Here is a 22,280-nt window from a genome sequence, read left to right as displayed (position 1 = left end):
ACGGGCGATGGCGGTACGGTGTTGCGACTCCAGCGGGCTGCTTGGGGGCTGGTCTAAGCCAGGGCGACCTCGTCGCCCTCGACGAAGACCTGGCGCAGCCGCAACTGCGGATCCAGCACCACCAGGTCGGCCCAGGCCTCGGCCTGCAGGCGGCCGCGGTCGTGCAGCGCGAGGTAGTCGGCCGGATACAGCGACAGACGGTGGGAGGCGTCGGCCAGGTCCAGGCCCAGCGAGACCAGATTGCGCAAGGCCTGGTCCATGGTCAGCGCGCTGCCGGCCAGCGAGCCGGTGGACAGGCGCACGCAGCCCAGGCATTTGTGCACGCGCTGCGAACCCAGCGCGTATTCGCCGTCGGGCATGCCGGTGGCGGCGGTGGCGTCGGTCACGCAGTACAGGCGCGGAATCGCGCGCAGGGCGGCGCGGATCGCGCCCGGGTGCACGTGCTGCAGGTCGGGGATCAGTTCCGCGTACCGCGCATGCGCGAGCGCGGCGGCGGCGATGCCGGGGCGGTAGTGGTCCAGCCCGATCATGCCGTTGAACAGATGGGTGAAGCCGGCCGCGCCCGCTTCCAGCGCGGCCACGCCGTCCTCGTAGCTGCCCGCGCTGTGGCCGAGCTGGACGCGGATGCCGAGCGCCGCGAGTTGCGGGATCAGCTGGCGGTGTTCGCCGATCTCGGGCGCCAGGGTGAGCACGCGGATCGGCGCCAGCGCGTGCAGGCGCCGCACCTGCTCCATGGTCGCCTCGACCACCAGCGGCGGCTGCGCGCCCAGGCGTTCCAGGCTGATGTAGGGGCCTTCCAGATGCACGCCCAGCACCCGCGCCATGCCCGCTTCGGGGGCGGCCATCGCCGCGGCGAGCCCGCGCAGGGCGTGGACGATGTCGTCCTCGTGCGCGGTCATGGTGGTGCCCAGCAGGGCGGTGGTGCCGTGACGCGCATGGGTGCGCGCGATCGTGCGTGCGGCGTCGCCGCCTTGCATCAGGTCGACGCCGGCGGCGCCGTGTACGTGCAGATCGATGAAGCCGGGCAGGATCAGCGCGTCGTCGTCGCCGCCCCGGTCCGTGTGCGCGGCGCGGATGCGGCGCACGCGTTGGTCGAATTCGATGCTTCCGCGCACCCATCCCGTTGCGGTGAGGATGCGGCCGTGCAATACGCGGGGCGTGGTCAAGGTGGCGGCTCGGCGATGATCACCTCGATGCCCAGCCGCTGCAGTCCCTCGCGGTACTCGCTGCTGATGCCGTCGTCGGTGATGACGGTGTGGATCTGATCCAGGCGCGCGATCCGGTGCAGGCTCACGCGTCCGAACTTGGAGGCGTCGGTCAGCACCACGACCCGGCGCGCGTGCTCGACCATGCGGTGGTTGAGGCTGGCTTCGGCCTCGTGGTGGGTGGTCAGGCCGAACTGCAGGTCCAGGCCGTCCACGCCCAGATACACGGCGTCGAAGCTGTAGGGGTTGAGGCTGGCCTCGGCCTGGCTGCCCTGTAGCGACAGCGACTGCTTGCGCAGCAGGCCGCCGGTGAGCAGCAATTCCACGCCGGGCGCGTTGGCCAGTTCCCAGGCGATGTTGAGGCCGTTGGTCATCACGGTGACGTCGCGATGCTGACGCAGGTGGCGCGCCAGGGTCATCGTGGTCGAGCCCGAATCGATGATGATGTTGTCGCCGGGCTTGACCAGCCGCGCCGCGTGCGCGCCGATGGATTCCTTCAGCGGCAGGTTGAGCGCGTCCTTCTCGTGGATGTCCTGTTCCTGCGGCGGCGTGCGCACCAGGGTGGCGCCACCGTGGTTGCGCGTGGCCAGGCCCTGCGACTCGATATGGGTCAGGTCGGCGCGGATCGTCACCGAGGACACGCCGTAGCGTTCGACCAGATCCGCGACCTGCACGTTGCCGTGCTGGACCAGCAGCTGCAGGATCTGTTGCCGGCGTTGGCGGGTGTTTCGCATGACGGGCCCTGGAGGTTCGGAACGGAAGCGAAAGCTTAGCCTTACGAAAGCGGGTTGGCTGCGGAGGTTTCGTTTCCGGTCCCGGCCCGGTTGCGGGCGCAGGCGCGCGCGTACTCGGCCAGGCGGCCGTGGATCTTGTGACGGATCAGGGCCAGCGGCTCGGCGGCCAGGCGCCCGGCTTCGACCTCGCGCTGCTGCTCGGGCATGAACTGGCTGAGCAGGATCGCCGGCAGCGGGGTCTGGCGCAGGTTGTCGATCAGCGTGCGCAGCGCGGCCCGCACTTCCGGTTCGCCCCAGTAGTAGCGGCTGCGGTCGCTGAGCGCGTAGGCGCGCAGCAGGCGCAGTTGGCGCTCGTCGCCGTGGTAATGCTTGCGCCAGTGCGCGGGCCGCTCGCGCATGCAACGGTCCAGCACCTCGACCAGGTCGGAGCACTGCGCCGGCGGCAGCAGTTCGCGTTCGATCGCGGCCAGCGCGAACACCGCCTCGCGGTAGGCGTAGGTCGCGGCCGGGCCGACCTTGAGCACCGCGTAGTGGTCGCGCACCAGCGCGTGCAGCGACTCCTCGGTCTGGTAATCGGTGGAATGCGCTTCGTAGACGATGCGCGGCTGGCTCTCGACGAAGGCCGAGAGCGCGTGCGCGGCCCGCGGATCGTAGTGCTGCACGCGGCTGTGATCGAAGTCGACGCCGGGCTGCACCACCATCGCGATCACGCGCTCCCAGGCCGGCGCGAGGTCCGGCCCGAGGAAGGCCTGGCGATGGATCTCCAGCGTGCGCGCGGCCGCGTCGGGTTCGGTGACCGCGACGCCGTCGGCCAGCGAGGCTTCGCCGCCGGGCACCGGCACTTCGGTGCCGATCACGTAGACCGGCGGCGCCAGGCCGGCTTGCGCGGCGGTGCGTTCGGCGACGCGCGCCAAGTCCGCCGAGCGCGCGGCCACGATCTCGTCGGGCAGGGGCGTGGGATCGTCGGCGCAGGACATGCTGCAGTCGAGGTGGATCTTGTGGAAGCCGGCGCCGACGTAGGCGGCGATCAGATCGCGCGCATGCGCCATGGCTTCGGCGGCAGGGCGCTGCTGCCAGGCGTTCGGGCCCAGATGATCGCCGCCCAGGATCAGGCGTTCGCCGGGGAAGCCCTGGGCGCGCGCGAGCGCCAGCACGTAGTCGCGGTACTGCGCCGGGGTCATGCCGGTGTAGCCGCCGAACTGGTCGACCTGGTTGGAGGTGGCCTCGATCAACAGCACGGTGCCGTAGTCGCGCGCGACCTGCATCGCGGCCAGCAGCACCTGTTCGTTGCTGCAGCACACGCTGTACAGGCCGACGGGTTCGCCCCGGCGGTGGGCGGCGATCAGGGTTTGGACGGCGGACATGGACGGGTCTCGGAGATCAGGCGGTGCGATGGCGTTGGCGCGCGAGCAGGGCGGCGCCGCGTGCGCCGCCGGCATCGCCGAACAGCGGCGGCAGGATCGGCGGCACGCGCGGGCCGCCGAACAGATGCGTGGCCACCGCGGCGGGCAGATCGCGATACAGGGCATCGAGCTTGGACAGGCCGCCGCCGAGCACGATCACGTGCGGGTCCAGCGTCAGCACCAGGCCGGCCAGGCCGTAGCCGAGCAGGTCGCGATGGATCGCCAGCGCCTGGCGCGCCTGCGCGTCGCCTTGTTCGGCGCGCTGCGCGATCGCGCTGGCGTCGACGGCGTCGCCGCCGAGCTGTTGGTGGATCAGGGCCAGACCGCTGCCGGACACGTAGCGCTCCATGCAGCCGCGCAGGCCGCAGGCGCAATCCAGCAGCGGCAGGCCGTGGCGCTGCAGCAGCGCGGCCGGCACGCTCCAGTGGCCCCATTCGCCGGCGATGCCGTTGTAGCCGGCGATCAGACGGCCTTCCAGGCAATAACCGCCGCCGGCGCCGGTGCCGAGGATGGCGCCGAACATGCTGGGATAGTCGGCGGCCGCGCCACCCTGGGCTTCCGACAAGGCGAAGCATTGGCAGTCGTTGCCCAGATACAGCGGACGTTGCAGCTGTGCGCGCAGGTCCTGTTCGACGCGTTGGCCGGTCAGCGCCGGCACGTTGGAGCTGAGCTGGCGCCCGCTGTCGCGGTCGACCACGCCGGGCACGCCCAGGCCGACCGCGAGGCCGCCGTCGCCGAGCTCGGCGTCGGCGCCGCGCACCAGCTCGATCACCGCTTGCTGGAACGCCTCGTAATCCTGCGTCGGCGTGGCCACGCGGCGGCGATAGCGCACCTGCATGGCCTCGTCGCAGGCGACCAATTCGATCTTGGTCCCGCCGATGTCCAGGCCGTAGTAGGTCCGCGTGCGGGCGCCGGCATCAGTCATGGCGATGGACGATCACGCCTTGGACCACACGATTGACGGTGCCGTCGGGAAAGGGATTGTCGGGCGTCAGGCCGAGCGCGGCCGAACGCAGCAGGGCGTAGCGCTGGGCCATGCTCAGCCACAGCGGCGCCAACCAGGGATCGGGCAGGGCCGGCGCGTCCAGGCTGAAATCGCCGTCGGCATCGTCGCCGCGCGCGGGGCCCACCGAGAGCACGCGGCCGGCGATGCCGTCGCGACGCAGCTCGTCCAGCAGGTCCTGTTCGTAGCGGCGCGCCACCGCTTCGGCGCTGCGCAGCACCACCACCAGGGTGTCGCCGTCGAGCGTGGACTTGGGGCCGTGGCGGAAGCCCAGCGGCGTGTTGGCCAAGGCCAGCACGCGCCCGGCCGTGAGTTCCAGCAGCTTGAGCGCGGCTTCGCGCGCCAGGGCCTCCAGCGGTCCGCTGCCCAGATAGATCACGCGCGTGTACGGCGACTGCGCCAGCGCCGCGACCGGCGCCGCCCAATCGTCGAGCGCATCGTGCAGGTGCGCGGCCAAATCGTGCAGGCGTTGCAAGCGTTGCGGCCACGGCACCGTGTCGAACGCCGCCAGCGCCGCCAGCAGCATGCAGCTCAGGCTGCTGGTCATGGCGAAGGCGCGGTCGCAGCTCAGCGGCGGCATCAGCAGGGTGAGCGTGTCGGCGCGGTCGCGTCCGCGCCGCGCGAGTTCGCCCTCGCCGTTGCAGGTGATGTCGAGGAAACGCGCATCGGCCACGCGCTCGCGCACCAGATCCACGGCGGCCGTGCTTTCCGGGCTGGAGCCGCTGCGCGCGAACGACACCAGCAGGGTCGGACGATCGCGCTGCAGGTACAGCGAGGGATGGGTGAGCAGGCTGGTGGTGTGCAGGGCGCGTACGTCGGCCGGCCATTGCGCGTTGATCTGGTCGGCGACCATCTCGGCGATGAAGCCCGAGCTGCCGGCGCCGGTGAAGATCACCCGATGCCCGGGCTGGCGCAGCCAGTCGCCGAGAAAGGCGTCGATGCGTGCGCGCGTCTGCTCCAGCGCCTGCGCCAACTGCACCCACAGCTCGGGCTGCTGCGCGATTTCACGGGCGGTGTCGGCTCCGCCCAGGCGCTGCCAGGCGGACAAATCGGGGAGCAGGGAAGCGTCCATTCATGGTTCCTGTTGGGCGCGCTCACGATCTGTGTTTTCTTTCGAAATGTCAAACATCGAAAGCTAATTGAAAGATTTTGGCGCCGCGCCTGGGTTTACGGTGTCCGTAGGGCGGATCGTGCTGCTAAGCAGCAATTCCGCGGTTCTTGCGCAAGTTTCGATCATTCCGCGCCTCGATACGAAAGTGGTGCTTTGCACAATCTTTCGATATGAGGAAAATATCCTTCTTTTTCCTTTGCAATTTGTTGACATATTTCGACGGGCTGCCCTAGAGTCGGTCGCAAGCGTTTCGGATCCCCGCATACGGCGGGCTTGGGGGCAAGGTGGACACCAGCGCACGAGGCCACGGCCGCCTGCTTATCGCAGCCTTGTCCTGGCTGTTGCTGTCGGCCGCGCCCGCGTCGGCGGAGCCGGTCGGCGATCTGCGCGCGATCGCGCCGGGTTCGGCCAGCGCGGCGACCCCGAGCTGGGAACTGAGCACCGCCAGCGGCGCGCGCGTGCGCATCGAACTGCTGCGCGCCGATCTGCTGCGCGTGCAGGCCGGCCGTGGCGGCAAGCTCAGCGCCAACGGCGACAAGGCCACGCCTATCGTGCCCGCGCAGCCCGCCAACAAGGTCGAGCACAGCTACGAAGAAGACGCGAACGAAGTGCGCATCCGCACCGAAGCGCTGGTGCTGCACATCCAGCGCCAGCCGCTGCGTCTGTCCCTGGAGCGCATCGAAGGCGGCCGCGCGATCGCGTTGTGGCGCGAGCTGCAGCCTTTGGACCTGGCCGCCGAGCAGAGCGTGCAGGTGCTGTCCAGCGATGCGGGCGAACACTATTACGGCGGCGGCCAGCAGAACGGCCGCTACGAGTTCAAGGGGCGCGAGCTGGAGATTTCCTACTCCGGCGGCTGGGAGGACGGCGATCGTCCCAGCCCGGCGCCGATGCTGTTGAGCTCGCGCGGCTGGGGCATGCTGCGCAATACCTGGAGCGACGGCAGCTACGACCTGCGCCAGCCCGATCAGGCCACCCTGCTGCATCGCGAGGGTCGCTTCGACGCCTACTACTTCGTCGGCGCCGGCCTGCCGCAGTTGCTGGACCGCTACACCGCGCTCACCGGCCGCGCCGGCCTGTTGCCGCGCTGGGCGCTCTCCTACGGCGACGCCGATTGCTACAACGACGGCGATAACAAGAAGAAGCCCGGCACCGTACCCGAAGGCTGGAGCGACGGCCCCAGCGGCAGCACCCCGGACGTGGTCGACAGCGTCGCGCGCAAGTACCGCGAGCACGACATGCCCGGCGGCTGGATTCTGCCCAACGACGGCTACGGCTGCGGCTACAAGGACCTGCCCAAGGTGGCGCAGGGCCTGGCGCGCTACGGCTTCCGCACCGGCCTGTGGACCGAGGACGGCGTCGACAAGATCGCCTGGGAAGTCGGCACCGCCGGCAGCCGCGTGCAGAAGCTGGACGTGGCCTGGACCGGCAAGGGCTACCAGTTCGCGATGGACGCCAACCACGCCGCCTACGACGGCATCCTGAAAAATTCGGATTCGCGCCCGTTCCTGTGGACGGTGATGGGCTGGGCCGGCATCCAGCGTTACGCGGTGGCCTGGACCGGCGACCAGAGCGGCAGCTGGGACTACATCCGCTGGCATATCCCGACCCTGATCGGCTCGGGGCTGTCGGGTCTGGCCTACGCCACCGGCGACGTCGACGGCATCTTCGGCGGCAGCGCCGAGACCTACACCCGCGATCTGCAGTGGAAGAGCTTCACGCCGGTGCTGATGGGCATGTCGGGCTGGTCCTCGGCGGGGCGCAAGCATCCGTGGTGGTACGACGAGCCCTACCGCAGCATCAATCGAGACTACCTCAAGCTCAAGATGCGCCTGACGCCGTACATGTACGGCCTCACCCGCGAAGCCGAGCTGACCGGCGCGCCGCCGCTGCGCGCGCTGATGTGGGATTACCCGCAGGATCCGCAGGCCTACACCGAGGCGCACAAGTACCAGTTCCTGCTCGGTCGCGAACTGCTGGTGGCGCCGGTGTACCGCAGCCAGGCCGCCAGCCGCGGCTGGCGCCGCGACATCCATCTGCCGCCCGGCCGCTGGATCGACTATTGGGACGGCCGCCAGCTGCAGGCCGGTGCGCAGGGCCGCCAGCTCGATCGCCAGGTCGATCTGGCCACGCTGCCGCTGTTCGTGCGCGCCGGCGCGATCCTGCCGATGTATCCGGCCATGCTCTACGACGGCGAGAAGCCGCTGGACGAGCTGACCCTGGACCTGTATCCGCAGGGCGAGTCGCACTACGTTTTGTACGAAGACGACGGCAACACGCGCCGTTACCAGAAGGGCGAGTTCAGCGAACAGGCCATCGCGATGCAGGCGCCGGCGCAGGGCAGCGGCGAAGTGCGCGTGCGCATCGAAGGCCAGCGCGGCGAATACGCCGGCCAGTTGCCGCAGCGCCGCTACGCCTTGCGCCTGCTCAGCCGCGAGCGCCCGCGCGTGGTCGAACTGGACGGGCGCGCGCTGCCGGCGCTGGCCGATCGCGCCGCGCTGCAGGCCGCCAGCGAAGGCTGGACCTACGATCCGGCCGACAGGCGCGGCAGCGTGCACGTGCGCACCGCGCCGATGGATATCCGCAGCGCGCTCGCGTTCCGCATCGATCTGCCGACCGCGCCCGCCGCGCCCGACGACGAGTTCCCGGCCGCGCCCGCGCAGGGTCGCGCGCTGCCGCCCGACAGTCTGCTGGTGGTCAACCGTCCGGCCGAGGAGCCCGGCCATCCGCTGGAGAACGCCTTCGACGACGACCCGGCGACCTGGTTCCGCAGCGTGCGCAATCAGGCCGTGCGCACCGGCGCGCACGAATGGACGATCGGCTTCGGCGAGCGCGCCCTGGTCGACGGCATCGAGATCGCGCCGCGCAACGATCAGCACTGGAAGCACGGCCAGGTCCGCGACTACGAAATTTATCTGGCCGACAGCAACGGCGAGTGGGGCGAACCGATCGCGCGCGGCCAGCTCAAACTGCAACAGGAGCTGCAGCGCATCGATTTCGCGCCGCGCGCCGGTCGTCTGCTGCGCTTCCGCGTGCTCAGCACCCAGAATCCGGACGGCGACGCCGCCAGTGGCAGCGACCCGATGGTGTCGGCGGCGCAGGGCGGCGGCGCGCGCGCGGTCGACGCGCAGCGTCCGCGCGACGTCGGCCCGATCGCGCTGTCGACCTTCCGCGTGCTCGAGCACCGCGCGCCGGAGCGTCCGGAGCGGCACTACTACCTGTCCGAACTGGCGACGGCCACCGACATCGCGCGCGACCGCGCCTACGGCGGCGTCAGCGAGATGCGCATGAACGGCCTGCAGTTCCGGCGCGGCCTGGGCGTGGGCGCGAACAGCCGGCTCGATCTGAACCTGCAGGGCGACTGGCGCCTGCTGCGCGCCGATCTGGGCGTCGACGACCGTTGCCGCGACGCCGGCGGCCTGCAATTCCAGGTCTGGGGCGACGAACGCCTGCTGTTCGACAGCGGCCTGGTGCGCGCGCCGGGCGTGGTCAAGCCCGAACTGGATATCCGTGGTCTGAAGCGTCTGAGCCTGCGCACCCTCGGCGCGCAGGGCGCGCATCCGGCGCAGGTCTGCGCCAACTGGGCCAATGCCGTGTTGATCGGACAGGAGGGCGATACCGCCGCCATCGCCACGCCCTAAGCCAGCGTCATTCCTAGCACTCGCCTTCCGACTGCGGCCCCACGGCCGTGGCACCGGAGCTTTGTTGCCTAACGCAAGCCAACCCGCCCGCGCAGCGCACGGCGCTGCCGATCGAAATGGAGCCGAAGATGTTGCATTCAAGCCAACGCTGTCGCCAACGCCGCATCCCCGTCACCGCGCTGTCCGTCGCCCTGGCCGCCGCATTGGCGGGCCCGGTCTACGCGCAGACCGCCGACACCGCCGCGCCGGACGCCGAGGCCAAGGAAAAGGCCACCGAACTGGAACGGATCCAGGTCACCGGCTCCAACATCAAGCGCACCGATGTCGAAACCGCTTCGCCGGTGCAGGTCATCAGCAAGCAGGACATCGAGAACATGGGCGCGCGCACCCTGCTGCAGGTGCTCGACAACCTGCCGGCGGCGCGTCCGGCGCAAGTGGATTCCAAGTCGCTGTTCACCGGTTCCGACGGCGCTTCGCAGGCCAATCTGCGCGGCCTCGGCGCGCAGGGCACGCTGGTGCTGTTGAACGGCCGCCGCCTGTCCTATTACGGCGCGCCGGCGGGCTTCCAGACCCAGTTCGTCAACATCGACTCGATCCCGGCCGCCGCGATCGAGCGCATGGAGGTGCTGACCGACGGCGCCTCGGCGGTGTACGGCACCGACGCCGTCGCCGGCGTGATCAACGTGATCACCCGCCGCGAGTACCAGGGCGCGGAGATCAACCTCACCACCGACTTCGCGCCGCGCTTCGACTCCTACGGCGAGCACCAGCTCAGCTTCACCGGCGGTTTCGGCGATCTGGACGAGGACCGCTACAACGTCTACGGCTCGGTCAATCTGTACCGGCGCGACCCGATTCCGCTGTCGGAGTGGTACGACAAGAAGCCCGAGCAGTTCTACGTCAACAACCCGAACTACATAAACAATCTGCGCCTGGGCAGCGGCAGCGCGCCGGGCGTGTTCAATCCCGGCAGCTACTTCGCGATCGACCCGGTTACCGGCCGGCGCACGCAGGAGGCGGCTCCGGGCTGCCAGAACGTCGTCGTCGAGGCGGCCGGACCGCGCTGCATCTGGCAGACCTGGCTGAACAACGAGATCGACGGCGGCGCCCAGTCCGAGCGCGCCACCGCCTACGTCAGCGCGCGCTTCCTGATCGGCGACACCACCGAAGCCTTCGCCGAAGCCACGTACACCGACATCGACCTGCGCGCCAACGGCGGCACGCCGCGCGCGTTCGGCACCACCACCGGCAACCCGACCAGCTGGTTCTCGCGCAATACCGGCAACACCGTCAACCAGTTCTTCTATCCCTACCTCGGCCCCAACAACGTCTACAACAAGGCCAGCCCCGCGCTGCGCGCGATCAACGGCGGCGTGGTCGGCCTGCAGTACCTGCTGCAGGACGTGGGCGGCGACCACTTCGGCCAGCGCAACACCGACAAGAGCTACCGCGGCATGTTCGGCCTGCGCGGCGCGCTGGGCGACTGGAACTGGGAAACCGCCTTCACCACCGCCGGATCGCATTCGGTCACGTATCAGACCACCAACGTCAACCTGGAAGGCTTCGAACGCGCCTTCGGTCCGTTCACCGTCGACCCGGCCACGGGCCGCGTGATCATCTCCGACAATCCGGCCTACAAGTTCGGCGAGATCAGCGAGGCCAACGCCAAGCTGCTGCGCGAGGCCTACCCGACCTTCGACATCGAATCCTGGACGCGCCTGCATACCCTCGACGGCAAGATCGAGGGGCCGCTGTTCGCGCTGCCCGCGGGCGAAGTGCGCGCCGCGTTCGGCTTCAACCTCAGCCGCGAGACCTTCTTCACGCCGGGCAACCCCGACGCGGCCAATGGCCTGATCACCCAGCAGGGCGGCTCCTGGTTCGACGGCAAGCGCACCACCTACGCGCTGTTCGGCGAGGCGGTGGCGCCGATCACCGACAAGCTGGAGCTGGAACTGGCCGCGCGCGTGGACAAGTACCCGAACTTCAACGCCAACTTCGCGCCCAAGATCGGCCTGAAGTACCAAGCGTTCGAGCAGCTGATGCTGCGCGGCACCTATTCGGAAGGTTTCCGCGCGCCCAGCCTGGCCGAAGCCGGCGAAGGCGGCGTGTTCGCGCAGATCGGCGGTTACCGCGACGAGGTGCGCTGCAACGAGACCAACGCCATCGCCAACCTGCTGCTGCAGTCCGCGCGTCCCGGCGACGTGGACCTGGGCCGCACGCTGCGCAACTCCGACTGCAGCCGCAACGTCGCGCGTCTGACCCAGCCCAACCAGGGCCTGGAGCCGGAGAAGGCCAAGATCGCCACGCTGGGCTTCGTGTACGAGCCGACCAACTGGCTGTCGGTGTCGGCCGACTACTGGTTCATCTACCGCCGCAACGAGATCGTCGCGCCGGACTACAGCAAGCCCGAGGACATCCTGGCGATGACGCGCTTCGGCATCACCGACGCCGACCGCGCCAACCTGGCCGCGCTGGCGGCGATGTGCGCCGATCCGGCCAGCGGCGTGACCTGTCCGGGCACGCTGCCGGGCTACAGCATCGGCAACATCTCCAGCGTCATCGGCCAGTACCGCAACCGCGGCCGCACCCTGGTCGACGGCTTCGACATCGACGCGCGCAGCCGCTTCGACCTGGGCGACTGGGGCCGCTTGAACGTCGGCGTGGCCGCGACCATCGCGCGCCGCAACATGTACCACGCCGGCGACGATTCGGGCTGGCTGTACGGCAACACCGTGGGCTACTACAACAACCCGCGTCTGCGCGCGACCTTCAACGTCGACTGGAACTACGGCGACTGGAACACCAGCTTCTACGTCAACTACGTCGGCAAGACCAAGTGGGCCTACGACCGAATCGACGCGCAGGACAACAACGAAGAGACCTGCACCGGCAGCTATGTGTCGGTGCAGCCCAGCAAGTGCGACGGCGCGCCGGCCTGGTGGACGGCCAACCTGGGCGTGACCTGGAAGCCGACCGACAAGCTCACCGTCGGTGCCACCGTCAAGAACCTGTTCGACCGTCATCCGTTCTACGACCCCAACGACTGGATGACCTTCCCGGGCTACACCAACAACTTCGGCCGGGTCTTCAGTTTCTCGGTGGGCTACAAGTTCTGATCGCGGCGCACCGCGGCCGCTCCTGACCGGGGCGGCCGCCGTGCGCGACCACGCCACGACGACACGTCTTTATCAGGAGGGTTCCATGCGCACCATCCGCCATGCCGTGCTGTTGCTGTGTCTTTCGCTGTCGTCCAACGCCTACGCCCTGGTCGCCGGCGGCATGGTCGCCATCGACCGCCAGTGGCCCGCCACCGATGTGGGCTACCTGGACATGAACTTCCCCACCACCGTCACCGACGAGCCCGGCAAGGACGGTTACACCTACTGGGCGCACCAGTTCTGGTTCAAGGGCGGCGACGGCGGCTACCTCGGCCTGCAACAGCGCGACGGCCACAACAAGGCCTTGAACTTCTCGATCTGGAAAGCCACCGGCTGGACCGCCGAACCCGGCACCCAATGCGCCTACTTCGATCACGAGGGCAGCGGCGTGCAGTGCTGGGTCGCCTACGACTGGCGGCAGCGCGCGACCTACGACATCCGCATCGTCGCCGAGGCGCCCGCGCGCTGGGCGGCCTACATCGTCGACACCGCCAGCAACGGCCAGCGCAAGGTCGCGACCATCCACGTGCCCGCGGCCTGGGGCGCGCTGACCAACCGCACCAACACCTTTCTTGAGGACTACGCGCAAGGCAGCCAGGAGCGCGCGAGCTGCGCGGCCGTGCCGGCCAGCAGCGCGGTGCTGCATGCGCCCAGCGCGGAGCAGGGCAGCGTGGCGCCGGTGACCAGCACCGCCACCACCTATGGCATCTGCGCCACCATCGCCCGCGCCGCCTGCACGGCCGAGCAGGACTGCACCGCCGCGGCCAACGTCTACGGCACCCTGGGCAGTCCGCAACGCCTGCTCAACGAACACAGCGGCTACTGCCTGGACACCTTGTCCGGTGGCGCCCAGGCCGGCCTGTGGGACTGCGCCGCCAACGCCAACCAGCAGATCGAGCGCGACGACGGCTTCCGCCTGCTGATGCGCTCGCGCAGCAAGTGCCTGCAGGCCGACACCGACGGCAAGGTGCGCCTGGCCGATTGCGGCAACGGTTCGCGCCAGCGCTGGCTGCCGATCCCCGGCTCCAACGAGGTCTACAACGTCGGCGCGCGGCAGTGCCTGGACCCCATGAACGGCGCGGTGCGCGGCGCGTACCTGCGCACCTACACCTGCCTGGCCAACGGCTATCAGCGTTGGCGCCTGAAACCTTGACCTATTTCGGCGGATCGGACGGTTTCGCGCCGTCCGCCCGCTTTCATTCGAACCACGCGTGGCAAGCTGATGGCAGAGCCGGCCGCGGATGCACAGGAGCACAGCATGAACCGTAGAGATTTCATCATCGCCAGCGCCGCGATCGGCGCCAGCGCCCTACTGCCGAACACGCCGGCCTGGGCCGCGAAGCGGCGCATCCGCCTGGGCCTGATCGGCACCGGCATGCGTGGTCAGGTGCTGCTGAAGGAACTGCTGCGGCGCGACGACGTCGAAGTGGCGGCGCTGTGCGACATCGAACCGATCATGCTGCAGCGCGCGCTGGATATGGCCGCCAAGGCCGGCAAGCCCGCGCCCAAGGCCTACGGTCAGGACGGCGACGTGCATGCCTACAAGCGCCTGCTGGCGCAGCGCGGCCTGGACGCGGTGATCATCGCCACGCCCTGGGAATGGCATGCGCCGATGGCGATCGACGCGATGGAGGCCAAGGTCGCGGTGGGTTGCGAGGTCGTGGCCGGCGTCACCCTGGACGATCACTGGCAGGTGCTGCGCACCCAGCTGCGCACCGGCACGCCCTACATGCTGTTGGAGAACGTGTGCTACCGGCGCGACGTGATGGCGGCGCTGCAGATGGTGCGCGCGGGGTTGTTCGGCGAACTGCTGCACCTGCAGGGCGGCTACCAGCACGATCTGCGCGCGGTGAAGTTCAACTCCGGCGATCCCGATCAGCCCTACGGCAGCGGCGTGGAGTTCGGCCCCAAGGGCTGGTCCGAGGCGCGCTGGCGCACCGAGCATTCGGTGCGCCGCAACGGCGAGCTCTACCCCAGCCACGGCATCGGCCCCTGCGCGATGTACACCGGCATCAACCGCGGCAACCGCTTCACCCGTATCAACAGCTTCGCCACCAAGGCGCGCGGCCTGCACGAATACACCGTGGCCAAGAGCGGCGGCACCACCCATCCCAGCACCCAGGCCAGCTTCAAGCTCGGCGACGTGGTCACCACCACCCTGGCCTGCGAAAACGGCGAGACCATCCTGCTGCAGCACGACACCTCGCTGCCGCGCCCGTACTCGCTCGGCTTCCGCGTGCAAGGCACCAAGGGCCTGTGGATGGACCTCAACCAGTCCATCCATATCGAAGGCCGCAGCCCGCCGCACAAGTGGGAGGAGTTCAAGACCTACCAGGACCAGTACGACCACCCGCTGTGGCGCAAGTACGCCAAGGACGCCGAGGGCGCCGGACACGGCGGCATGGACTACTTCGTGATCCATGCTTTCGTCGAAGCCGTGAAGGCCGAAGCGCCGATGCCGATCGACATCTACGACGCGGTGGCCTGGAGCGCGATCACGCCGCTGTCGGAGCAGTCCATCGCGCAGGGCTATCAGACTCTGGACTTCCCGGACTTCACTCAGGGCCTGTGGAAGTCGCGCAAGCCGATCTTCGCCTTCGACGCCAAGTACTGAGGTCGGCGACCGCCGGCGGCCACGGCCGTCGGCGGCGCGCTCAGATCGACACGCCCGCCTGTTCCAGCAGCCAGCTCCGAAACGCGCGGATGCGCGGATCGTCGCGGCTGCGCTGCGGGTAGACCAAGTGATAGGCGTAGTCCGGCGCCACCGGCACGACCGTGTCGAACAGCCGCTGCAGGCGGCCCTGGGCGAGGTCGTTGGCGATCATGTCCAGGTCGGCCAGGCCGATGCCGCCACCGTCGATCACCGCCTGCACCACGTGGCTGGAATCGGCGAAGCCGACGCAGCGGCGGTCGTCGAAACCCTCGATGCCGGCCGCGGCCATCCACATCCGCCAGTTCGGCCAGACCATGCCGTCGGTCTTCCAGTCGACGTAGTACAGGGTGTGCCGCAACAGGTCGCTGGGCTGTTCGAGTCTGGCGCCGTCGGCGAGCAGGCGCGGGCTGCATACCGGCGCGATCACGGTGTCGAACAGGCGGTCCGCGCAGGCGTCGGCGACGCGGCCGGTGCCGAAACGGATCGCCAGGTCGATGTCGTCGCCGTCGAAGTCGCGCAGGGCATCGCTGATGTCGAAGCTCAGTTCCAACTCGGGGTGCGCGGCCTGGAATTGCGGCAGGCGCGGCAGCAGCCAGTTGGTCGCGAAGCGCGCGCTCAGAGAGATGCGCAGCTGGGTGGCGCCGCGCGCCATGCCGCGCGCGCGACCGACCGCGCGCTGTAGCGATTGCAGCGCCGAGGCCGCGGCCTCGAACAGCACCATGCCGGCCGGCGTGAGCTGCAGGTTGCGGCCGCCGCGCGCGAACAGCACCAGATCGAGCTGGTCCTCGAGCTCCTTGATCTGGTGACTGACCGCGGCCGGGGTCAGTCCGACCTCCTCGGCGGCGCGGGTGAAGTTCAGATGCCGGGCCGCCGCCTCGAAAGTCCTGAGCGCGCGCGTGCCGGGCAACAGGCGGTTCATCGGTGTGCGGGCCGGCTGGACGGGGGCTGAGGATTGCCCGTTTCGGTCGGGCGGGTCAACGGCGGCAGGCGGGGCGCGCGCGCCGTTCTGACGGGCCCGCAGGCCGCGCGAGGCCGTGCCGGGAGCGGCGCCGCCCCGGCGCCCGCGCAATTGCGGGATAATCGCGGTTGCCGGCGACGCCCGGCTCCGGCGTCGCCGCCTTCCTGGCTACCGCATGGCCGCAGGTCGCGGGCCCGGGTTCGCGCGCCGCACGGCGCCCGCGCCGTACGCACCACCGCCCCTCGCATTGAAAGCAGCCGCCAGCCATGAACACTGATTATCGCAAGCCGCTCCCGGGCACCACGCTCGACTATTTCGACGCCCGCGCCGCCATCGAGGCGATCGCGCCCGGCGCCTACGACCGCTTGCCCTACACCTCGCGCGTGCATGCCGAGAACCTGGTGCGGCGCGCCGAGCCGGCGATGCTGGCGGCCTACCTGACCCAGCTGATCGAGCGCCGCAGCGACCTGGACTTTCCCTGGTTCCCGGCGCGCGTGGTCTGCCACGACATCCTCGGCCAGACCGCGCTGGTCGACCTTGCCGGCCTGCGCGACGCCATCGCCGAGCGCGGCGGCGACCCCTCGCAGATCAATCCGGTGGTGCCGACCCAGCTGATCGTCGACCACTCGCTGGCGGTGGAGCACGGCGGTTTCGACAAGGACGCGTTCGCCAAGAACCGCGTCGTCGAGGACCGCCGCAACGAGGACCGCTTCCATTTCATCAACTGGACCAAGCGCGCGTTCCGCAACGTCGATGTGATCCCGCCGGGCAACGGGATCATGCATCAGATCAATCTGGAGCGGATGTCGCCGGTGGTGCACGCGCGCGACGGCGTCGCGTTCCCCGATACCCTGGTCGGCACCGACAGCCACACGCCGCACGTGGACGCGCTGGGCGTGATCGCGATCGGCGTCGGCGGCCTGGAGGCCGAGAGCGTGATGCTGGGCCGCGCTTCGTGGATGCGCCTGCCCGAGATCGTCGGCGTGCATTTGAGCGGCAAGCCGCAGCCCGGCATCACCGCCACCGACATCGTGCTGGCGCTGACCGAGTTCCTGCGCCAGTCCAAGGTGGTCGGCGCCTATCTGGAGTTCTACGGCAGCGGCGCGTCCGCGCTGACCCTGGGCGACCGCGCCACCATTTCCAACATGGCGCCCGAGTACGGCGCCACCGCGGCGATGTTCTTCATCGACGACAAGACCATCGACTACCTGCGCCTGACCGGTCGCGAGGACGCCCAGGTCAAACTGGTCGAGACCTACGCCAAGCAGACCGGCCTGTGGGCCGACGCCCTGGTCGGCGCGCATTACGAGCGTGTGCTCGAGTTCGACCTGTCGACCGTGGTGCGCAACATGGCCGGCCCGTCCAACCCGCACAAGCGCCTGCCGACTTCCGAGCTGGCCGCGCGCGGCATCGCCGGGCAGTGGCAGGACGTGCCGGGCCAGATGCCCGACGGCGCGGTCATCATCGCCGCCATCACCAGCTGCACCAACACCAGCAACCCGCGCAACGTGATCGCCGCCGGCCTGATCGCGCGCAACGCCAATGCGCGCGGCCTGGTGCGCCGGCCGTGGGTGAAGAGCTCGCTCGCGCCCGGTTCCAAGGCGGTGCAGCTGTACCTGGAAGAGGCCGGCCTGCTGAGCGAACTGGAGCGGTTGGGCTTCGGCATCGTCGCCTTCGCCTGCACCACCTGCAACGGCATGAGCGGCGCGCTGGACCCGGCGATCCAGAAGGAAGTGATCGAGCGCGATCTGTACGCGACCGCGGTGCTGTCGGGCAACCGCAACTTCGACGGCCGCATCCATCCCTACGCCAAGCAGGCCTTCCTGGCCTCGCCGCCGCTGGTGGTCGCCTACGCGATCGCCGGCACGGTGCGCTTCGACATCGAGAAGGACGCGCTGGGCTTCGATGCCGACGGCCAGCCGATCACGCTCAAGGACATCTGGCCCAGCGACGAGGAGATCGACGCGATCGTCGCCAGCAGCGTGAAGCCGGAGCAGTTCCGCCAGGTCTACGAGCCGATGTTCCGCTCCGACGGCGCCGTCGGCGGCCAGATCGATCCGCTGTACGCCTGGCGCCCGCAGAGCACCTACATCCGCCGCCCGCCGTACTGGGAAGGCGCGCTGGCCGGCGAGCGCACGCTCAGCGGCATGCGCGCGCTGGCGGTGCTGGGCGACAACATCACCACCGACCACCTCTCGCCGTCCAACGCGATCATGCTCGACAGCGCGGCCGGCGAGTATCTGGCCAAGATGGGCGTGCCGGAAGAGGACTTCAATTCCTACGCCACCCATCGCGGCGACCACCTCACCGCGCAGCGCGCGACCTTCGCCAATCCCAAGCTGCTCAACGAAATGGTCCGCGACGACGCCGGCAAGGTGCGTCAGGGTTCGCTGGCGCGGATCGAGCCGGAAGGCCAGGTCACGCGCATGTGGGAGGCGATCGAGACCTATATGGAACGCCGCCAGCCGCTGATCATCATCGCCGGCGCCGACTACGGCCAGGGCTCTTCGCGCGACTGGGCGGCCAAGGGCGTGCGCCTGGCGGGCGTGGAGGCGATCGCGGCCGAGGGCTTCGAGCGCATCCACCGCACCAACCTGATCGGCATGGGCGTGCTGCCGCTGGAATTCCTGGCCGGCACCGACCGCAACACGCTGGGCATCGACGGCACCGAGACCTTTGATGTGATCGGCGAGCGCACCCCGCGCGCGCTGCTCACCCTGGTGATCCACCGCCGCAACGGCGAGCGCGTGGAGGTGCCGGTGACCTGCCGCCTGGACACCGCCGAGGAAGTGTCGATCTACGAAGCCGGCGGCGTGCTGCAGCGCTTCGCCAACGATTTCCTCGAGTCCGCGCAGGCGGCTTGAGGCCGGTATCGCCGACCTCGCCGCCACGGCGGTCGAGGTCGCGATCCTCACGCAACCATTCCCCCGATCCACGGAAGCCATCGCCCATGTCGCAGCTCCCCCAAATCCGCATTCCCGCCACCTACATGCGCGGCGGCACCAGCAAGGGCGTGTTCTTCCGCCTGCAGGATCTGCCGGCCGCGGCGCAGGTGCCCGGGCCGGTGCGCGATGCCTTGCTGATGCGGGTGATCGGTTCGCCCGATCCCTACGGCAAGCACACCGACGGCATGGGCGGCGCGACCTCCAGCACCAGCAAGGTCGTGATCCTGGCCAAGTCGGACGTGCCGGATCATGACGTCGACTATCTCTACGGCCAGGTCGCGATCGCCCAGCCCTTCGTCGACTGGAGCGGCAACTGCGGCAATCTCAGTTCCGCGGTCGGTCCCTGCGCGATCGCGGGCGGCCTGATCGACCCCGCGCGCGTGCCGCACGACGGCGTCGCGGTCGTGCGCATCTGGCAGGCCAACATCGGCAAGACCATCATCGCGCACGTGCCGATCAGCAATGGCCAGGTCCAGGAGACCGGCGACTTCGAGCTCGACGGCGTGACCTTCCCGGCCGCCGAGATCGCGCTGGAGTTCCTGGATCCCGCCGACGAAGGCGAAGGCGAGGGCGGCGCGGCGATGTTCCCCACCGGCAATATCGTCGACGAGCTGGACGTGCCGGGCGTGGGCACGCTGCGCGCGACCATGATCAATGCCGGCGTGCCGACCATCTTCCTCAACGCCGCCGACCTGGGCTACACCGGCGCCGAACTGCAGGACGCGATCAACGGCGATCCCGCGGCGCTGGCCAAGTTCGAAACCATCCGCGCCCACGGCGCGGTGCGCATGGGCCTGATCGCCGACGTCGCCGACGCGGTACAGCGCCAGCACACGCCCAAGGTGGCGTTCGTGGCGCCGCCGCGCGAGTACGTGTCCTCGGGCGGCAAGCGCATCGCCGCCGGCGACATCGACCTGCTCGCACGCGCGCTGTCGATGGGCAAGCTGCACCACGCGATGATGGGCACGGCCGCGGTCGCGATCGCCACCGCCGCCTCGGTGCCCGGCACCGTGGTCAACCTGGCCGCGGGCGGCGGCAACGACCGCGCCGCGGTGCGTTTCGGCCATCCCTCCGGCACCTTGCGCGTGGGCGTGGAAGCGCGTCAGGTCGACGGCGAATGGGCCGTGACCAAGGCCTCGATGAGCCGCAGCGCGCGCGTGCTGATGGAAGGCTGGGTGCGGGTACCGGGCGACGCGTTCTAAAGGACGCCGGACCTGGCGCTCTGGCCGCCCGCAGCCGCCGGAGCCGTTTGCCTCGCTGGTCGCGCCAAGCCACGGCTCCGCCGGACTGCGCCGGCCGGCGTGGGGCCGGGCGCGACCGCCCGTCGTCTGCTGCCACCGAATATGTGGACTATAAGTGTCGCAAGGGTGCCAGGTAGCGGTATCCTCGCCGCCGTGCCCGCCTGGAGCTTCGCTCGGCCGGGCCGGAGCAGCGGCCCGGGGTGGGTGCTCGCCGCAGCCTGATCGTCAAGGAAGTCGAAGCGTCATCGCCAGGGAGGTGCGGTTATGGGCTACGAATTCGAAAAGCAGACGTTCGCCAGCGGCAAGCAGGTGACGCTGGTCAGCTGGGAGGACGAATCGCCGACCCAGCACGGCGCCAAGCTGCAGAACAAGCCCTGGAAGGCCACCGACGCGCGCGCCGCCGTCGGCTTCTACGACTCCACCGTCGAGTACATGCGCAACGACTGGGCCGCCAAGCACATGGCGCCGAAAGCGGTCGTGACCACGCATGGCAGCCTGATGCTGTATCACAACGCGTCCACCAACACCTGGCATTCCACCGACGCCCTCGACATCGACCACGTGGTGCCGTGGAAGCAGCACCTCGCCAACAAGGGCGCGCGCAACCACGCCGAAGCCAACATGGCCTACAACGACGTGGCCAACCTGCGCATGCTGCCGGCGGTGGTGAACCGCGCGCGCGACAGCGCCGACAATGTGCTGAACACCTATGGCAAGGATTCCAGGCAGTGGCAGGAATGGGTGGACCAGCGTTTCGGTTTCGACGCCAAGGCCAGCGCTTCGGCATTCGACCCGGATAAGGACCTGGCGCGCCGCACCGCCGCCACGACCAGCAAGGAATGGGCGCCGGAGGACGGTCGCAAGGGTCTGAGTTTCGACGCGGCTGTGGCCGGAAAGTGGTACGAATCACAGCTGCACAAGCAGTATGCGACCACCGTGGAGATGAGCCATCCGACCACGGGCGCGAAACAGAAAGTGCCTTTGTTCTATTGCGCCGCCTCCAGGCAACTGTGCACCCGCGACGCCCTGGACATCGATCACGAGCTGCGTTTTGAGGCCCTGGCCAAGGCGATGATGAAGTACGCGCCGGACGGCGGCATCACCAAGGCCCACGCGGCGGACGCCTACAACGAAACCAGCAACCTGCGCCTGGTCAGTCGCGGTGCCAACAGCTCGCACGAGTGGGAACTCAACGCGGAAATGAGCTACCGAGACGATGATGGTCCGGCCCGAGCCGGCGATCGCGAGCAGCCGTCGGCGACGCTGCCCGACAGCATCCGCGATCAGGTCCGCAGCGCGATGGGCCAAGGCCGCGGCACGATCACCGGCATGCAGGATTTTTCGTTCCCGTCCGTCCCGCAGGCCAGCCCTTTCATGCCGATGTACCAGTTGGGCGCGCAGGCCAGTCTCTCTCTGCCGACGTTCGCGTCGGCGACGCTGGCCAGTCCTAGCTTGCCCACGGCTCCGCCGCCTACGCTGGCCAGCCCCTTCATGCCGATGTACCAGTTGGGCGCGCAGGCCAGTCCCTCTCTGCCGACGTTCGCGTCGGCGACGCTGGCCAGTCCTGCCTTGCCCACGGCCCCGCCGGCTACGCCGGGTACGCCGGCCAAACCCTTCATGCCGATGTACCCGCCGGCCCCGCAGGGCAATTCCTCCGCACCTACGGTTGCGTCGGCTCCGGCGGCGAGCGCCGCCGTGTTGGTGCAGCCGCCGGCCAAGCAAGCCGCTACCAGCGCCCCTACGCCGTCGTCGGTGTCGCCCAGTCAGAGTAGTCCGATCCTGCTCAACGACGCGCGACATCCGGACAACAAGCTCTATCTCAGCGCGCTTTCCAGCGTGCAGAAGGAGTACGGCGACAGGTTGTCGAAGCCGCAAAGCGAGAGTTACGCCGCGTCCGTAACCTTGATCGCCAAGACCAATCAAATGCCGAACGTCAGCCGGGTGGTGAGCAATGAAGGCACGCTATATACCGTGTGCGACTTCGGGCCGTTCAATCGCAAGGTCGTCCCGGTCGAGGAAAGTCAATTGAAGGGTCGGACCATGGAGCAGAACACTCGGGATGTCGCCGCGCTGCCGGCCGCGACGCAGGCGGCCAGCCAGTCAGCGCCGACGCGCAGCCCGACGATCGGCCATTGAATCGCGTTAGCGCGGCGAGCCTGGGCCGGATCGACGGCGACAAGCGCGACCGCGAATCGAATCATCGTGTAAGTCCAAGCATCATCGACCAGGAG

Annotated in this window: 13 protein-coding genes; 7 read left to right on the top strand and 6 right to left on the bottom strand. The window is 69.3% G+C overall.

Translation table 11 applies throughout. From position 1 onward, the window contains the following. Positions 1–53: 53 nt before the first annotated feature. Genes BMZ45_RS05990 through BMZ45_RS05970 form a run of 5 tightly spaced genes read right to left on the bottom strand, consistent with a single transcriptional unit; the run spans position 54 to position 5,417 of the window. Positions 54–1,166: an N-acetylglucosamine-6-phosphate deacetylase gene (locus BMZ45_RS05990; RefSeq protein ID WP_091633572.1), complete on the bottom strand. Its 1,113-nt coding sequence runs from the start codon at positions 1,164–1,166 to the stop codon at positions 54–56. Then, on the bottom strand, positions 1,163–1,939 hold the full coding sequence (locus BMZ45_RS05985; RefSeq protein ID WP_057160233.1) for a DeoR family transcriptional regulator: 777 nt from the start codon (positions 1,937–1,939) through the stop codon (positions 1,163–1,165). Before BMZ45_RS05985 ends, BMZ45_RS05990 begins: the two co-directional genes overlap by 4 nt. Before the next feature lie 41 nt (positions 1,940–1,980). Continuing rightward, positions 1,981–3,303 carry a D-tagatose-bisphosphate aldolase, class II, non-catalytic subunit gene (locus BMZ45_RS05980; protein WP_091634156.1) on the bottom strand — a complete coding sequence of 441 codons (1,323 nt, stop codon included), beginning with the start codon at positions 3,301–3,303 and terminating at the stop codon, positions 1,981–1,983. A gap of 16 nt (positions 3,304–3,319) precedes the next feature. Next, the gene (locus BMZ45_RS05975; RefSeq protein WP_091633570.1) at positions 3,320–4,267 is read right to left on the bottom strand and encodes an ROK family protein; all 948 of its coding nucleotides are present in this window, start codon (positions 4,265–4,267) and stop codon (positions 3,320–3,322) included. Beyond that, a complete protein-coding gene (locus tag BMZ45_RS05970) occupies positions 4,260–5,417 on the bottom strand; it encodes an SIS domain-containing protein (protein WP_091633567.1) in 1,158 nt (385 codons plus the stop codon). Before BMZ45_RS05970 ends, BMZ45_RS05975 begins: the two co-directional genes overlap by 8 nt. A 323-nt stretch (positions 5,418–5,740) precedes the next feature. Between BMZ45_RS05970 and BMZ45_RS05965 the strand changes: the two genes are divergently transcribed. The 4 genes from BMZ45_RS05965 (at position 5,741) to BMZ45_RS05950 (ending at position 14,866) form a co-directional block, all read left to right on the top strand. Next, complete coding sequence (locus BMZ45_RS05965; protein WP_091633564.1) at positions 5,741–9,094, top strand: TIM-barrel domain-containing protein; 3,354 nt, start codon at positions 5,741–5,743, stop codon at positions 9,092–9,094. 128 nt (positions 9,095–9,222) lie between these two features. Next, complete coding sequence (locus tag BMZ45_RS05960) at positions 9,223–12,210, top strand: TonB-dependent receptor domain-containing protein (RefSeq protein WP_091634153.1); 2,988 nt, start codon at positions 9,223–9,225, stop codon at positions 12,208–12,210. Positions 12,211–12,295: 85 nt separating this feature from the next. After that, positions 12,296–13,405, top strand: a complete 1,110-nt coding sequence (locus BMZ45_RS05955) for an RICIN domain-containing protein (RefSeq protein ID WP_091633561.1) — start codon at positions 12,296–12,298, stop codon at positions 13,403–13,405. Between the two features lie 105 nt (positions 13,406–13,510). Then, on the top strand, positions 13,511–14,866 hold the full coding sequence (locus tag BMZ45_RS05950) for a Gfo/Idh/MocA family protein (protein ID WP_091633558.1): 1,356 nt from the start codon (positions 13,511–13,513) through the stop codon (positions 14,864–14,866). Between the two features lie 40 nt (positions 14,867–14,906). On the opposite strand, the gene gcvA is transcribed toward BMZ45_RS05950, so the two are convergent. After that, positions 14,907–15,824, bottom strand: coding sequence for a transcriptional regulator GcvA (gcvA, locus tag BMZ45_RS05945; RefSeq protein ID WP_091633556.1), 918 nt, complete (start codon positions 15,822–15,824; stop codon positions 14,907–14,909). A 305-nt stretch (positions 15,825–16,129) separates the two neighbouring features. Between gcvA and acnD the strand changes: the two genes are divergently transcribed. The 3 genes from acnD to BMZ45_RS05930 all read left to right on the top strand — a co-directional run bounded on the left by acnD (position 16,130) and on the right by BMZ45_RS05930 (position 22,185). Next, entirely contained in the window at positions 16,130–18,727 is a 2,598-nt protein-coding gene (acnD, locus tag BMZ45_RS05940) for a Fe/S-dependent 2-methylisocitrate dehydratase AcnD (protein ID WP_091633553.1), read from the top strand. Between the two features lie 86 nt (positions 18,728–18,813). After that, positions 18,814–20,010, top strand: a complete 1,197-nt coding sequence (gene prpF, locus BMZ45_RS05935; RefSeq protein WP_091633551.1) for a 2-methylaconitate cis-trans isomerase PrpF — start codon at positions 18,814–18,816, stop codon at positions 20,008–20,010. 303 nt (positions 20,011–20,313) lie between these two features. Beyond that, complete coding sequence (locus tag BMZ45_RS05930) at positions 20,314–22,185, top strand: XVIPCD domain-containing protein (RefSeq protein ID WP_091633548.1); 1,872 nt, start codon at positions 20,314–20,316, stop codon at positions 22,183–22,185. Positions 22,186–22,280 lie beyond the last annotated feature (95 nt).

Source organism: Lysobacter sp. cf310, assembly GCF_900114355.1.
GTDB lineage: Bacteria > Pseudomonadota > Gammaproteobacteria > Xanthomonadales > Xanthomonadaceae > Lysobacter.
Note: the sequence above shows the minus strand (reverse complement) of the source record. Positions and strands in the feature narration are given on the sequence as shown.